We start from the raw sequence: 13837 nt of genomic DNA on the forward strand, positions 1-13837 counted from the left end.
GATTACCCCTTGTTATTAACAACAAGCTTCGGGGGTGCCATTGCCCCAAACTTGCTACCCGTAGCTGCGGCCTTCGCGGCAGCATGTCTCGCATCCTTTTTACCGCCTTCTCCTTTTTTGGGGTGAAGGTATGGCAGCATCGCTTTTGCGGCGTCTTTTCTGACATCCGTCTCTTCTGATACGTCGTTCATCACTGCTTTCAGAAATTCAAGCGGATCATCAAATTCCTTCACCGTTCTGTTAACAACTTTTGGCAGATCATCTGGTTCAGAAACAGCCTGCTCGGCAATGACTTCGGCCCCACGTTTTTTACTGATAAACGCGATGATATCCGGGTCTTTTGCCAGCCTGGAACCCTGAGACCTCGCGGTTTTCTCGGAGTAACCGGCCTTTCGGGCTGCTTCAGCCTGGGATGAACCGGACATCAGCGCTTGTGCGAATTTGCGCTTTTGTCCTGTTAACACGTTAACACCCTCCAAAGGGGAAAATTTTCTGCGCGTGAGAGGGGGCGCGGTGTCCAGCGCGATCGGCGTTGACACCCACTGATACCCCCCCGGTGTTTGGTCAGAGAATTACGATGCCGTCCTGCGATTTATCTTCCGGCACAGAGTGCTTCAGAGCCTCGCTATCAGGCTGGTTCATTGAAGCTTCGCGCGATGACTTGCCTGAGTGGCAATCAATGCACAGCGTCCACAGGTTACTCTCATCGTTGTCACCACCGAACTGTAGGGCTATGCGGTGGTCAAGCTCACTGTCATGCAGGTCTACTACTCTCTTGCACATACAGCAGTGACCACCGTCACGCACATAAATACGACGTTTTAGGCTTACCCTTGCGCTTCCACTTACCCGACGATGCTCACCATAGATTGGTTTGATGCGTCGCGTGTCGATAGCTTTAAGGCGCGGCTGTAGCGTCTTTAGCTTAGACATGTAACCTCCATGCTCTGCGGCGTTCAGTTCGTGGTTGGTGGTCTCTGGCTGGCTCGACTGGCTGTCCGTCAGCGTGATCAACGAGCGAATAGCATGGATAGATGACAGGGCCGCCGTATGCATCTCCGACCGCATAATCTGCTGCTTTGCTATGGTTCCATTTATCTAACACTCGCTTGATATGCTGCTGGGGTACGCTGTAGCAGACACCATGAATAAGACGCGGCAATGTAATGTAGTCAGATCTGGTCTTATCTGCTGCTATTAGCTTTGATGCTATCTCCAGTTGATACTGTGGTGGACGACCAGTACCGAGATAAAACGAACACAGAGCATCCGGGTAGCGAGCAATCCACACAGCAATCTTGTCGCGGAACCCAACTACGGGCATAGCATCATCTTCAAGCACGACAACACGACATGATTGTTTGGCTGCCCACTCCAGCGCGCGTAGGTGATTCCAGTTAGCGCCGTGATCACCAGTATCAATAAGCAAGGTGGCTCCAATGGTTTCAGCAAGACTCAATGCCTGTTTATGTCGAGCGTGGTGCCCAACCACAACAAACTTCACTTGTGTCGAAACCATGCTGACTCCTTCCCTACGCCATCAGTTTTGAACACTGTATGAACCAGAGGTCCAGTGACGAGCCTGTCAGCGAATAACTCCGCGACAATGCCAAACGCAAGCATGTCACCAACTGCTGCTGCCGCCTGTTCTTTCTTCCAGAAGCGACAACTTTCGATCCGGTAGTAAAGACGGATAATTCCGTGAGCAAAGGCCATTACGTCAGAACGAGTGCCACCGAGCAGGCCAGCATTAAGCATCACATCACTGCGGTGCGCTTCAATGAACTCCTGATAGATACGCTCTGGATGATTCTGCTTTGCCCATGCGTCAGCGTATGTCTTCGGTTCTGAGCCGACGTAAACATTCCCGTGCTGCATTTCTTCCCATGGTGCGCGAAGCATTTCGACATCAGTACCATCGGTACACCAGACGAAACGATACTCAGGGTGATCGCGAAGGTGCTGCCAGATGTGCAGCCATCGCCGGAAGTAAACATTCATCTTCACATCAGGAACGCGGTACAACTCAACGTCTTCCGGTGCAATCTGAAGTTCATCCACCAGCGCAATACGTCCACACTGCCGGAGTGATGTGGCCCATTTAGCCAGCATGTCAGGCGTGGCTATCATTTTCTTTCCGCGCTGCGGGTCAGGTTGGCTGGTTAGAAGCGTTGTGATAACAACATCGCGCTGAGATCGATATTCGGCATAACCGGTATAACCTGAATCCCGGCGCTGGCCATAAACCACAGCGTTCTTCTTATCCAGTGCTTCACGTTCCGGCCTCGGTATGCTGCGCGCGCCTTCTTCGTACTCATCCATGGAGTGAATGAACTTTTCAGAACCAACGACATCAGCAAACGCCCAGGACGTTAAACCAGCGTTATGAATACGAAGTGCCAGATCAGGATGCTCATACATACCGCGACCATATAACGGGTCAAATCCACCAACCTTATCAATGACGCTGCGGTGGTAGTAAAGCATCACTCCGCGCTGCCCGGTGTAAGCGATATGCTTATCATCCCTGTACAGGACAGTCATATCGTTAATCTTTCGTGGGCCAGCGAGGTCAAGAAACTGATAAGCCAGATGGGGCTCTGGTGACTCGATGTAGGGTAGATGCCAGTTATCAGCTATTGGCCATGCATCATCATCCCACAGGAAAAGATGCTCACACCCTGCGTCCACCAGCGCTGTCAGACTGGCGTTCTTAGAGGCGACAATGCCGCGTGATTTATCATGGCGTACCAATTTAACCCCATCAGGAACTACTGCAGCAGGATTGGAACCATCGTCTATCACAACCACCAGCGCACCAGATGGAAGATGCTCCATATGCTGCACAATGGCTCGCTTAAGCACTTCCGGACGATTATGAGTTGTGATTGCTATCCCAATACGTACTTTGTTATCGCCTTCTGGTATAAAACGAACCCCGTTTATCAAGACTTCCATATTCCACCATCAGACAAATTATGTTTGGTAAGAAAGCCTTTCACCGTATCTCGCAGCTCTTTTAACTGGTCAACGGTTAATGTCTTATCTGGATGAATTACAATCTGGAATTCGTTAGAAGCTCTTGGGTTGTCTAAATCAATTCGTGGTTGTTTTTCGGAATGTTCATTGCTGAGATTAAATGTCGCAATTACTTTCGGCATTTCGTTTGGCGCAGTTTCCACCACCGTTGAAACCTGACCATCAATAAGCAAGCCACCTACGGCTATTCCATACCCGAAGAAACGATCACCGCGATACAATTTTGCAAGCTGATACTTCATGTGCGTTTCCTTTTAGACGTGAGCCTGTCGCACGGCAATGCCGCCCGAGAGGTAAACGCAACCTAACGGCATCACCCAAGCTCACTACTGAAAGACTCTCTTTTATTTGCGCGTGCGAGGCGCATAAAGGTTGGAAGTGTTCACAATTTTGCAGAAATACTTATGGCATTCTGAACCTTATATATTTAGGAGGAGTTATGAAATTAACAATGCTGGCTCAACCGACCCCAATACTTGATGAAGACATATTGGCAACAATACGTGCAGGTACACGAGTTATTGTTCAACTTACCGATGGAGTTTCAGATAAATTCAATATTTCTATTGTGCTGAGGGTCCGTGACCGTGATGAGCATGTTCTGGAATGTGAATTCCTGCACCGAAAGCTCGGAAAATTTGATGACCAGAGTCTTAAGTACAAATCACCATTCCAAGAGGATGTCATTGTTTTCATCAAAGAAGCGGTGTTTGATGTTGAAAATGATTGATTCATTATCACAGGCACTCAGTGAATGCCTGCTGTAATGCCTTACTTAACCGTTTCGATGGTTGATCCGTGTGAGTTCATCACATAAACCTGATCGCCTGGGTAGATGAATTGATAGCGCAGACCGTCAAAAGCTTTTTTCTTCGCATGCTCAGGACTTTCGAAATCCTCAATAAGAATAGCAATGGCATGACGATCAAGAACCCCCACGCGCTCGCTGACGATCAGCTCTTCTTCCTGCAGCGCATTTTTGCACTCTGGGTCGGCATAAACGTCTGGAAGCCAGATGGCAAAATCTGGGTTGGAGTGGTCATTGGTCAATTCAAGTATTTCTTCAAATCGTTCTGAGTCAGGGCGGGCCACTGTGAACGTAGGCAGCTCGCAGATATGTGTCACGCCGTTGATGATGGTCTTAACTGTAAACATTGTGTTTCCTTCTTCTTCTGGTAGTAAAAAACCCCGCTATTGCGAGGCCGTAGTAATTTTATTTGGACAGTTACGCTGAACGGACCTGTTATGAGTCAACACATCTTTCTTAGTCTGGCGGTCCATAACCTCAATGTCATGCTCGGTGAGGTAGATGATGTTCACCCAGTCACAGGCCGTGTCCGTTACTTCAGGTTTTGCGGGTAAAGTTTTCGCGCAACTCACGGTCAACATCGTCATCAGGAAGATGATTAACAGTCTGCTGTACATCCCTGGCTCCTTTTGTTGTCTCTACCCGGCGTTCTGCAACTGCTTCAGTAGCTGCTGCGCGTTCTTCAGTGCTCTGCTGTTCTGCTTTTGCTTCCGCTTTATTGGTACCTCGCAAATGGCCAACACCAAAACCACCAGCAGCTGCAACCATAATTGCGCCAATAACGCCGATAATGATTTCTACAATGCTCATGCGATTACCTTTGGTTCAAATGAGCGGACGTTGATAGGCTGACCGTATGGGAAAGACCAGTTAAGCCATGTGAAGGTTTTAAGTTCACACATCCCGTCGAACAACTCGCCAGGTTTAATATCGCTATAACTGCAAACGATATGTAATTCGTCACCCTTCTCCAGCAGAACAACCGTGTCCGTTTCCCAATGTGGAATGAGAAGAACCAGCCACTTAATCATGAGAGCACCGATTTTGCTTTGGCGTAGCGTGCACGGCGGTCGTTAATGCCGTTCTGTCCACCATTGATGATCTGAGTGATGCGAACCAGATCGCCGGAATAGCTCAGGCATCCGCTGGTGGCGTAGAACCATGCAGCTGACCGAGCTGCGTTGATATCCTTTTCCAGCAACTCAGGATTACTTACTAAATCCAGTTTTAATCCCGTTCCGCAGCGGCGGTAATTATCAAGACCGGTAATCTGAATCAGGCCACGGCCACGATATTTCCACCCATCGCCTGATGCTTTGTTACCGAGTCGATTGCTGTACACCAGATTTGCAATGGCTGGCTGATTGGCTACCTGACCTTTTTCTTTGTCACGCCCAAGCATATAGGCCTGGTAGTTCGTAATGCGGCGTCCAAAGGTGGTCAGCAGAGCAGCAGGGGTGTAGTTGAAGCTCTCCACCAGCGCGGCAAATCCTGCTGATTCATGTCCTGCCTGAGCGATAAACATTGCCTGGTCTTCAGGCTTAACAATGCCGAACTCTTTCATCGCAGCATCAATATGCGGAAACCAGCGCGAAGCTAACCCGGCGCTTACACCAGCCGCCTGTTGAAATTGTGATTGGTTCATTCATGCCTCAGCGTATCAACGAGACGCGCCACGTTCCCACGAGCCCATAACACGGCAGCGCAAATAAGAAGGTTTACGATGACCACCATCCAGTGTGACTCCTGATAGAGGCCGAACAAATATCGGAATGGAACACTGGCATAAACCAGCACAACGAAGTAAGCCAGCAATGATATAGCGGGGCGATGCCTTGCCCCTTCACGCTGGTAGAACATCAGGACAAGGACGATGACCGCACAAATACCTGCATTCACCATCGCTGACGGATCACTTGTTACCATTGCTGGCCCCTCCTCCACGGAATCGCGAAAGAATACTGAACAGGCTTCCCAAATCCTGACTGTTGAAAAATGTGAGCACTTTGATTGTCATCGCCGCCACTACAACAGCACCAAGTGCGTCTAATGGCCTGTCACTGTACCCGGTGGCCTGTGACAACTTTGAACCAACCAGACCAGCAGCAAGAACGCCAACAATGAACGACGTCATGAAGTAAGCAATCAATCGTACTCGTGTGATATTTGCCGCTGTCGCTACATAAAATACTGCACCAGCGAATGCGCCAAATACCACGCCATAGTCAATACCGGTTGCAAGACCAAATACGCTGGCTCCCATCAGCCCACCAGCCGCAACCGTAGTGCCAGAAACAGGATCGGACATTAAGCCCCCTCTTATTGCTGTGAGTCCTCTCAGAACGAGGGGAAACAAAAAAGGCCGCATTAAGGCGGCCTTGGTAAGGTATAGTTTTTTTTAAGATAAACTTTGATTGATATACTCATGACACCCAAAAATAAAGGCGTTTTGTGCATCAACAAATGACTTTTTTTCTTCCGGGGTAAAATACCCTTTTGTAAAACATACTTTTAGCGCTTTTTGAAGATCTGCCGTCAGGGTTATCAACTTACAACCTTCCTCATCAGGCCTTATTAATAGAAGTAATTTATTTTTACTTATTTCAGCGGCCTTTATTGGAACTTGAATCTCTTCAGGGAAAACACCCTTAGCCAATATATCCATATTCTTATTTCCGACCAGATGCCATTGCTCAAATGTGCTGGCCAACATAATTACGTCTGTCACGTGCTCAGCGCCAGCAAAACGTATTTGTTGCGCCAATTCTTTATTAGTATTCAAGTGAGCCTGTAATGTGGCTAAGGCAAAATTTTCTTTGATTGCCCTGTATGCAACCCAACCAGTTATTCCTGCGGCAATAACGCCTGCAAGAGCAGTAATGAGTGTTTCAAAAGGAAAGGAAGAACTGATTTCAATTGGCGGTAATTTTTCTATTACCAAGGTCAACTCGCCAGTAGTTTTTTCGAAAGCGTACGGTACGTTTTGCCAAGTCATGAAGCCTCCTGAGTTTCAGAGGAATCATAACAAAAAACCCGCTCAATGGCGGGCTCTTAATGTTGTGTTGCTCAGTTCGCTTTAACGTCCCGAGCCTACCACAATTTAAGCACTTTCTTGCTCACTCTGCAACTTAAATCTGTCGCTATTTGTGCCGAATGCGTCACAAACTGGAGCGTATAGGATCGATTCCGCAAGACTTAGCCAAGTGTCAATGCGCCGACGACAAGTGATCAGCGGCCAGTCAGGATGTTTAGCCTGCAGTTCATTGGCCATCTGCAACTTGCTCTTACGTAGGCGATGGCGGTCGACAATCACGCTATAGAGCGATCGGTAGTCATCATTCATCAGTACAGAAGCAATGACACCGTCCACTAACAGCCCTTCTTCGTCTGAACAAAACGCCATGCCGGTTTTATTTTTGCTGTTGAGGATTTCACGTAGGTACACTTCAAGTTCTGGTTTGCTGATACCCGCTTTCTTCATCCGGCGTAGCGCTTCTTTGATAGCTGTCTTGGTTATTTTTCCGGATGCCAGCAACTGGTTAAACATATTCCCACCACTACCACCGCCGATATAAGACCAGCGGCCCCACATGCGCAACTTACCCTGTATCCAGATGCTTTCCAGAGTACGAAGACGAACCATTTCACCAGATTTACCAACTTCAGAAGGATTAATCATTTAGCGTTCTCCACTTACGCCAGTACGCCGATTGCCAGCGCACGATCTATAACCCGAAACACCAGGACCAGTTGGTCACCGTATTTCGCTTCAAATGCCACAGGATCAGCATGCAACTCGTCGTGATGCTCTCTGCACAGAGGAATCACAAACAGGTCGTGTGCCTTTGTACCCATTCCACCCTGCCCGTGGCCAATCAGGTGGTGTGGGTCGTCAGCTTGCTTGTTACAGCAGACGCACGGCTGGGCCTTAACCCATCTCGTGTATTTCTCATTCACCCAGCGGCGACGCTTGGGTTTAAGCATGAAGGATTCCGGTGTCTCCGGGTCTACCTTCATCGCCACTATCTTTTTCGCTTTCTCCTGTACCAGTTGTTGAGCGGGTAATGTCGGAACAATATCGCTTTCACGTGTTACCGACTGATGGGGCTCTTCCTTCATACGAAGAGCTTTATGCGCTACGGCTTCAGGTATCTCGTCAGCCAGGTCGTTCCTTACCATCCACCAGCAAAACTCCGGCAGCGTAAGAACGTGGTCCTCACTGAAACCTAATTGACCGTTAACAACCTTCAGTAGCCAGGATACCAGGTTTTCACGGGCTATACCCGCCAGACCTTCAGTGAACTGATCACGAATTTTTAAGTCACAGCCCCAGCACGTGCGGATTGAGCCAGGCGCATTCCGGGTGATGGTGTAGTTGCGATCATGCCACTCGCTGTGTGGGTACTGACATTCCATTTTTCTTTCAAGCCAGGCATCCAGTGAATTCAGTCCACCAGCACGATGTATGACCTTCTGATTTTCAAAGACATCACGCATTAACGGATCGTTCTGAAGCTCCTGAGCAGTCTCTGGCAGCAGACCAGACGGCAACTCAGCCATTGACTCGGCCTGTGGCTCGATAAGAACACGCCCACGTCTGAACAGATGCATCAGTTCACTGCCAGGGCGAAATATCACTACCCCGGTCATCGGTGCCACTTCAGGTGTCAGTAATGCCCTCACGCTACCTGCCCCTTAGCAATATGCTCTGCCCACAGACCACCAATCCAGCGAACCCCCTTAGCGGTGAAGCGGGACTGATTGAACGCGTAATTTGTCTGGTTTGTCGTGCCCGTCTTCACCTCGAAGCGCCCTGCTTCGATATGCTTGCTCTTTGGCGTGAGAACACGGTTAAGCCGGTACATGATGCCGTTCTCAATCAGGAACATCGCAAACTCCGGCTCTTTGGCGTTAAGCAGCTTGGCAACCTGTCGGAATGTCATTGAACCAGTAGCCGTCACATAACGATCAACGAACTCGGCCTTCGGTGCAGCTACTGCCAGTTCTTCGCTCAGGCGCTGTTTCTGTTCTGCCAGATCAGCAGCAAGGCGCAGGGCCTCAGGAAGTGACCGGGGAACAATCATTCCGCCGTTGCTCTCAAGTTCCTGCCAGCGGTCAACAAGTCTGGCGGTAAACTCAGGCGATAATTGAGCAACGATTACGTAGCTGTCTCGTTTGTTCACTTCGTAATGATGGTAGGTCTGTCCATTCTGGGGATGGGTGTACTGCAATGCAGCATACCCTCCAATCACGCCAGAATTCATGAGGCGCTCTATCGTTACGCAGACATTGCTGTGCCGGGAATCAACCAGTTTCGCAATCTCGCGGCTGGACATGGTGATCTGCTGTCCCGTTGTTGCGGCATGGTGGGTAGGACACATTACGGTTATGCTCATCTGCTGCATGTTCTGTCTCCACTTTTGAAATGCGAAGCGGGCTGCACCCCACTACGCTTGTCTCTGTATTTTACTGCCTGCTATATGCGCTTGCATTGTGAGCTGTATGTTTGATCAGTTATTTATAGTGATTAATATTGATTTCTACTCTTCCGGGCTTTGCTACCGGCCCCCACTCGATAGCCATCCGTTTAACCTGACTGTCGTCTTTCCAGACTCTGGCATTCGTCAGTGCGTCGAACAGCGCTTTGTTGTAGTTGTCCAGATCCCGCCGTCTGTTATCTGGCGGGAAAAGAACTATGTTAACCTCAACGTTGACGTTAACTGGTTTCGGTATGCCGCCGTAATGCTCAACAACAGAGGCATAAACGTTCTTCTTGAACTTCCTCCCCATCTCACTTATCAGATGCCTTCCCTTTAACGCTCCACGATCAGGGGACCGGTAATAGGTGTTAACTGTTGGCGGGAACGGGAGTACCAGTTTCACTTGGCCTCCAAATCAATCTCAATTTCAAAGGGAATATCCGCGCCGTTAAAACAAATACCGCCTAAATCGCTCATTACCTTCCAGAGAGGCATTGTGGTAAATCCCTCATCGTCGGTTATTGGCGCGAAGAATTCCCCATACAGCCATGGTTTGCGCACTTTCAATTCATCGTGAAGACGCTTGAGCTCATTAAGTGCCAAAGGTGATAACTTGACCCTAACCATATCGTTCAAAGTAAGAGAAATTCGTTTAGGATTTTGCTCAATGAGTGATATGCCCCTGGCAACTCCAGGAGCAACTGAGATATATCCCTTCTTCGCAATGGCCTTCACATGTTCCGCTGCTGCGTTCGGTGATGAACAACCAATTAGCCCAGCCAGTTCGCATATCGTTGGAGGGAATCCAAACCGGCGCTGATAGTTCACGATCGAACCAAGCACTTCACTTTGTCTCACGGTAAGTTTGTTCACTTCAGCGCTCCTTAATCCGCTTGTTCAGAATCCCGACTTCGAGATACAAATGAGATGGCGTAAAGCCAAGCTGCTTAACCATCCCCATGGCACCGTTAAAAATTGGCCTGGCTATTTCGTCACAATTCATACCAGGGTTAGCCTTGCGTTTAGCAGTTATTTCCTCGTTGCATCTTCTGGCGATGTTACGAAGCGCGTTTCGTGCCTCAACATCCTGCATAAGCCACCTCCAGCAACGGAGCAGGTTTACCAACGTAACCAGGAGACATGATTACATCAGGGTTTTCTGCCTGATTTCCCCAGTGGTGCCAGCCAGGGGCAGCGCAGCGGCTGAACAGCTCAATGCGTGACACATCGCCGTATAATTTCTCCAAGCGGTAACGCGCTTCTGCTGGCTTCTGGCTGTGCTCGCCGAGTGGGCTGTAGATAACCTGTTTTATGCTCGCGTCCTGACGCTCAAGACCTTTCCCTCTGGTGGCAATTAGCAGATCCTCGGTATTGGCGCGGGTATGGTTACCACCGTTCATTCGTGTCTGAGCGTTCAACAGGTCGAGGAAGTCGTAAAAGTCCTCTACTCCACCAGCCTGTAGCGCTTTATTGATGTGCTGCTCTGCCAGTGCGTTAAGCTTCACCCATGTGAATCCCTTCATGGTTCTGACCTTAAATCCCCACGCTTCGGCAAGCTCGATCGCTTCACGTGTATGTGTACCGGTGAACCACATGGCCAGAACGGAATCTTCCGCAGCCAGCTCCCAGACAGGCAGGCGTTTAATGTCAATGAGTTTCATCGTGCCGTAATGGTTTTCCGCTGCACCATTGCTGATGGTGTTTCCGTATTCCCATGGTGGATCGGCGTAAATCAGTGAATAACTCATTAACGGCCTCCCGAAAATCGACCAGCCAGATAACATCCGTCTTCGGCAATAACTGCTGGCTTAGCCAGGCCAAGACAGCGCTGTCGTTCTGCGAGTATTGCTGCTCGCTCTGATTCAATGGCTGATGCGCTGAACGCCTCCATGTAAATCGTCGCAGCACGGTAAAAGAGACCTTTCGACTCCAGACCTTTCGCCGTTTCCATCAGGGCGCTGACTTCAGGAGTAGGTTCAAACACTTCTAAGTGGCAATCTGCTGGAGGGTCCGCGTAGTAACGGAATTGGCGACCGTCGCGTTTACGCGTTGCCAGCCCTGAACCATGTAAGCGGCAAACGGCGAGTTGAAGTCTGTCCTGGCTGAATTGGGTCAGACCTTCGATGATGTCCCTGGTCGTGGAGCCGGGATTCATGGCAATAAACATCTGGACCATTTTCAGAATGCTCATCGTTACCCCCTGAATCCTTCAGGAATGCGTGTATCGCACTCGTATTTGGATTTAAACATTGGGTCCTCTCGAACCTCATGTTTGCTCGCTGACGCTGATAACTTCAGAGACAACTCATCCCATTTTTCACGTAACTTCGAAGGACTGAGAATATTTTTGCACCAGAAAGGATCACGATTTACACGACCGTACAGCTCGCAGATCTGGCGGTGATTGCGATTATCCTGAGTGCACATCAGACGAACCTCGTTAGCCCAGGAAACCCAGTTAGGTTCTTTAGGGCGAACCATTTCACCGTCAGACTCAGCAGCTTGTTCGTAAAGTCGGATGATCCGTCCCCAAATCCATTCCGCGCATGTTAAATCTTCCTGACTTCCCCACTGACGTTTCGCAGCGCTGAAAACTACAGCTGTTGGATAGCGAGACATAAAATCATTTGGATTAACCAAAGCGTCCGGTTGCGAAGCTTCCGGACAAGAAGTGGTTTTATTCTCTGTAGTACTCTCTGTTGTATTCTCTGTAGGATCATCAGTGCATTTTGACCTGATGACATCGGTTCGTTTTGACCTGATGGAGCGTTTCACCTTGACCTCTTCCATCGTGTCATTTTGACCTGATGGAACAGCGCATTTTGACCTCTTCGATTCGGTCACTTTGACTTCATCTAAAAGCTCGCTTTCATAGTTGATCGTGTAGAAGTTGGTCATGTCTCGTTGAGACTTGTTCAGTTGCTCAATTTTGAGCACACCGAGTGTCTTCAGGCGGGTGAAGGTACGCTTCAGGGTCGACTCAGACCAGAACGGGAACTGCTCCAGCCACTGTTCTGTCGTGTTGTAAATCCAGCGAACACCATCACTTTCCATGCCTGATTTGGTTTCTTGCAGCCAGTAATTAATCTGCTGCAATGCAATCGCCTCATTCAGGCCAATGCTGTATGCAAGGTCAGGATTAATTACTATTGGCCGTGATGTCATTAACAGGCTCATTCTGATCCTCTATTTCCCTGAATTTACGCTGAAACTGTTCGAGAGGACTGAAGCACTCATGCTCGTATCCGTCGCGCAGGTATATAACCCGTTGAGTTTCTGGCTCCCACCGGATAACCCTGACTGGGACGCCGTAGCTGTCTTTAAACCGTCTGTTGAGTGCTCGCATTCGACCTTCTCCGCCTGGCCGTTGAAATCACCTACAACCCAATCGGCAAACTGGTAGCAGACAGGCTCAAAGCATCCGGATACCATTACCCCATACACGAACTGCGCCGGACCTTTTCCACCCGGCATAGGTCGAGCAATTAGTTGCGACCTGCGGTACTGTGTTGTTACACTGTTCATGCGTTAGTTTCTCCACTGAATACGACACGCCACGACGCCAGGAGCTGCACACTCGCTGGCGTCACTTCTTTTGACGGCGGCTGAATAAGGCCACAATCGCGCGGATTTCTTCTTCACGCGCTGCCAGATGACGGCGGTGATGTTCCTGAATCTCTTCGGCTTCATGCTTTTCAATCACTCCATCTTCAAGCGCTTTCTGGATAATCTGATCAACCTGCCCTCTTGCAGCTGCTGTACGCATTGCACGGCTGAACAAATCAACACGGTCCAGATCTTCCAGGCTTGGTACATCCACCAGCAGCGCACCGCGGCGCTTGGCAAAGTAGTCGGCAACGAATGACGTGTTGGAAATGTCTTCCATCGCTTCCAACTCGGTGACTTCAAAGAAACGACAACCGTTTTTCTCGTAAAGGTTGTTGTTGAATTGGGTTTCTGACATGCCCAACGCACCAGCCATAGCCTGACGGCCTCCGGGGTACGCCTTACACATCGCTTTCACCACTTCTTTCAGGGTTTGCTCTACCATCTTGTTTTTCCTTTGGTAGTTACTAAGTGCGTGATCATCAGTTACGGTGTTACTGCAACGTCTGGATCAGCGGGTTTATATTTATTTGGAAAAGGTCGAACTTCTTCAGCCTCGATTTTCCCGTCTTCCTTAACCAGGATGTTCACTCTTCGGTTGCGCTTTAGAGCTTTACTGATGGCGCTTTGGTAAACCCCAAGAGCCTCAGCTGTTTTGGCCTGGCCGTTTTCCAAAACATATTCAGATAGCGGAATAATTTTCATTAGATTTCCTCGTGGATGCACACAATGAGTATCACTGTTAGTGATAATATTGTCAACACTAGCGGTGATTGGTAAATATGCCGTGCGGTGATAAATTATGAGAATGAAAAAGAAACCTTTGACCGCCGAACAATTGGCTGACGCCAGTAGGCTTAAAGCCATTTTTGAGTCCAAGAAGAAATCTCTTGGGCTCTCTCAG

General features: G+C 49.1%; 25 protein-coding genes. 1 reads left to right on the plus strand and 24 read right to left on the minus strand.

Annotated elements, in window-relative coordinates; genetic code table 11:
* Positions 1-2 precede the first annotated feature (2 nt).
* The 5 genes from ACVXHP_RS06850 to ACVXHP_RS06870 all read right to left on the minus strand — a co-directional run bounded on the left by ACVXHP_RS06850 (position 3) and on the right by ACVXHP_RS06870 (position 3281).
* Complete coding sequence (locus tag ACVXHP_RS06850) at positions 3-464, minus strand: terminase small subunit (RefSeq protein ID WP_447571122.1); 462 nt, start codon at positions 462-464, stop codon at positions 3-5.
* Between the two features lie 100 nt (positions 465-564).
* A complete protein-coding gene (locus ACVXHP_RS06855; RefSeq protein WP_447571123.1) occupies positions 565-933 on the minus strand; it encodes an HNH endonuclease in 369 nt (122 codons plus the stop codon).
* Positions 926-1519 (minus strand): hypothetical protein, encoded by a 594-nt coding sequence (locus tag ACVXHP_RS06860; protein WP_447571124.1) that lies wholly within the window; start codon positions 1517-1519, stop codon positions 926-928. The genes ACVXHP_RS06855 and ACVXHP_RS06860 overlap by 8 nt, the downstream gene beginning before the upstream one ends.
* On the minus strand, positions 1501-2958 hold the full coding sequence (locus ACVXHP_RS06865) for a glycosyltransferase family 2 protein (RefSeq protein ID WP_447571125.1): 1458 nt from the start codon (positions 2956-2958) through the stop codon (positions 1501-1503). The genes ACVXHP_RS06860 and ACVXHP_RS06865 overlap by 19 nt, the downstream gene beginning before the upstream one ends.
* Positions 2946-3281, minus strand: coding sequence for a hypothetical protein (locus ACVXHP_RS06870; RefSeq protein ID WP_202974757.1), 336 nt, complete (start codon positions 3279-3281; stop codon positions 2946-2948). Before ACVXHP_RS06870 ends, ACVXHP_RS06865 begins: the two co-directional genes overlap by 13 nt.
* Before the next feature lie 197 nt (positions 3282-3478).
* Between ACVXHP_RS06870 and ACVXHP_RS06875 the strand changes: the two genes are divergently transcribed.
* Positions 3479-3769, plus strand: coding sequence for a hypothetical protein (locus tag ACVXHP_RS06875; protein WP_447571126.1), 291 nt, complete (start codon positions 3479-3481; stop codon positions 3767-3769).
* 41 nt (positions 3770-3810) lie between these two features.
* Here the strand turns inward: ACVXHP_RS06875 and ACVXHP_RS06880 are convergent, their stop codons facing one another.
* The 19 genes from ACVXHP_RS06880 to ACVXHP_RS06970 form a co-directional block, all read right to left on the minus strand.
* Positions 3811-4194: a hypothetical protein gene (locus ACVXHP_RS06880; protein WP_447571127.1), complete on the minus strand. Its 384-nt coding sequence runs from the start codon at positions 4192-4194 to the stop codon at positions 3811-3813.
* Between the two features lie 36 nt (positions 4195-4230).
* Positions 4231-4428 (minus strand): hypothetical protein, encoded by a 198-nt coding sequence (locus tag ACVXHP_RS06885; RefSeq protein WP_042063969.1) that lies wholly within the window; start codon positions 4426-4428, stop codon positions 4231-4233.
* Positions 4385-4657, minus strand: a complete 273-nt coding sequence (locus tag ACVXHP_RS06890) for a hypothetical protein (protein WP_447571128.1) — start codon at positions 4655-4657, stop codon at positions 4385-4387. Before ACVXHP_RS06890 ends, ACVXHP_RS06885 begins: the two co-directional genes overlap by 44 nt.
* A gap of 217 nt (positions 4658-4874) precedes the next feature.
* Positions 4875-5492, minus strand: a complete 618-nt coding sequence (locus ACVXHP_RS06895; RefSeq protein ID WP_447571129.1) for a glycoside hydrolase family 19 protein — start codon at positions 5490-5492, stop codon at positions 4875-4877.
* Entirely contained in the window at positions 5489-5773 is a 285-nt protein-coding gene (locus tag ACVXHP_RS06900) for a phage holin family protein (protein WP_447571130.1), read from the minus strand. The genes ACVXHP_RS06895 and ACVXHP_RS06900 overlap by 4 nt, the downstream gene beginning before the upstream one ends.
* Entirely contained in the window at positions 5760-6155 is a 396-nt protein-coding gene (locus ACVXHP_RS06905) for a phage holin family protein (protein ID WP_008323296.1), read from the minus strand. The genes ACVXHP_RS06900 and ACVXHP_RS06905 overlap by 14 nt, the downstream gene beginning before the upstream one ends.
* Before the next feature lie 90 nt (positions 6156-6245).
* Positions 6246-6842 (minus strand): hypothetical protein, encoded by a 597-nt coding sequence (locus ACVXHP_RS06910; protein WP_447571131.1) that lies wholly within the window; start codon positions 6840-6842, stop codon positions 6246-6248.
* A gap of 105 nt (positions 6843-6947) precedes the next feature.
* Positions 6948-7526 (minus strand): DUF1133 family protein, encoded by a 579-nt coding sequence (locus ACVXHP_RS06915; protein WP_447571132.1) that lies wholly within the window; start codon positions 7524-7526, stop codon positions 6948-6950.
* A 14-nt stretch (positions 7527-7540) separates the two neighbouring features.
* Positions 7541-8530: a DUF968 domain-containing protein gene (locus ACVXHP_RS06920; RefSeq protein ID WP_447571133.1), complete on the minus strand. Its 990-nt coding sequence runs from the start codon at positions 8528-8530 to the stop codon at positions 7541-7543.
* Positions 8527-9243 (minus strand): phage antirepressor KilAC domain-containing protein, encoded by a 717-nt coding sequence (locus ACVXHP_RS06925; protein WP_447571134.1) that lies wholly within the window; start codon positions 9241-9243, stop codon positions 8527-8529. Before ACVXHP_RS06925 ends, ACVXHP_RS06920 begins: the two co-directional genes overlap by 4 nt.
* A 118-nt stretch (positions 9244-9361) precedes the next feature.
* Positions 9362-9730, minus strand: coding sequence for a RusA family crossover junction endodeoxyribonuclease (locus tag ACVXHP_RS06930; RefSeq protein WP_315684449.1), 369 nt, complete (start codon positions 9728-9730; stop codon positions 9362-9364).
* Entirely contained in the window at positions 9727-10200 is a 474-nt protein-coding gene (locus tag ACVXHP_RS06935) for a LexA family protein (protein ID WP_315684448.1), read from the minus strand. The genes ACVXHP_RS06930 and ACVXHP_RS06935 overlap by 4 nt, the downstream gene beginning before the upstream one ends.
* Before the next feature lies 1 nt (position 10201).
* On the minus strand, positions 10202-10420 hold the full coding sequence (locus ACVXHP_RS06940) for a hypothetical protein (protein WP_003833987.1): 219 nt from the start codon (positions 10418-10420) through the stop codon (positions 10202-10204).
* Entirely contained in the window at positions 10407-11075 is a 669-nt protein-coding gene (locus ACVXHP_RS06945) for an MT-A70 family methyltransferase (RefSeq protein WP_447571135.1), read from the minus strand. Before ACVXHP_RS06945 ends, ACVXHP_RS06940 begins: the two co-directional genes overlap by 14 nt.
* Positions 11075-11518 carry a hypothetical protein gene (locus tag ACVXHP_RS06950; protein WP_447571136.1) on the minus strand — a complete coding sequence of 148 codons (444 nt, stop codon included), beginning with the start codon at positions 11516-11518 and terminating at the stop codon, positions 11075-11077. The genes ACVXHP_RS06945 and ACVXHP_RS06950 overlap by 1 nt, the downstream gene beginning before the upstream one ends.
* Before the next feature lie 2 nt (positions 11519-11520).
* The gene (locus ACVXHP_RS06955; protein WP_047416146.1) at positions 11521-12504 is read right to left on the minus strand and encodes a hypothetical protein; all 984 of its coding nucleotides are present in this window, start codon (positions 12502-12504) and stop codon (positions 11521-11523) included.
* Complete coding sequence (locus tag ACVXHP_RS06960) at positions 12467-12673, minus strand: DUF4222 domain-containing protein (protein WP_072034365.1); 207 nt, start codon at positions 12671-12673, stop codon at positions 12467-12469. The genes ACVXHP_RS06955 and ACVXHP_RS06960 overlap by 38 nt, the downstream gene beginning before the upstream one ends.
* 240 nt (positions 12674-12913) lie before the next feature.
* Complete coding sequence (locus ACVXHP_RS06965) at positions 12914-13378, minus strand: YmfL family putative regulatory protein (RefSeq protein ID WP_032207800.1); 465 nt, start codon at positions 13376-13378, stop codon at positions 12914-12916.
* A 41-nt stretch (positions 13379-13419) separates the two neighbouring features.
* Entirely contained in the window at positions 13420-13638 is a 219-nt protein-coding gene (locus ACVXHP_RS06970; protein ID WP_047416137.1) for a Cro/CI family transcriptional regulator, read from the minus strand.
* Positions 13639-13837 lie beyond the last annotated feature (199 nt).

The sequence above is a fragment of the Citrobacter freundii complex sp. 2025EL-00176 genome (genome assembly GCF_053309355.1).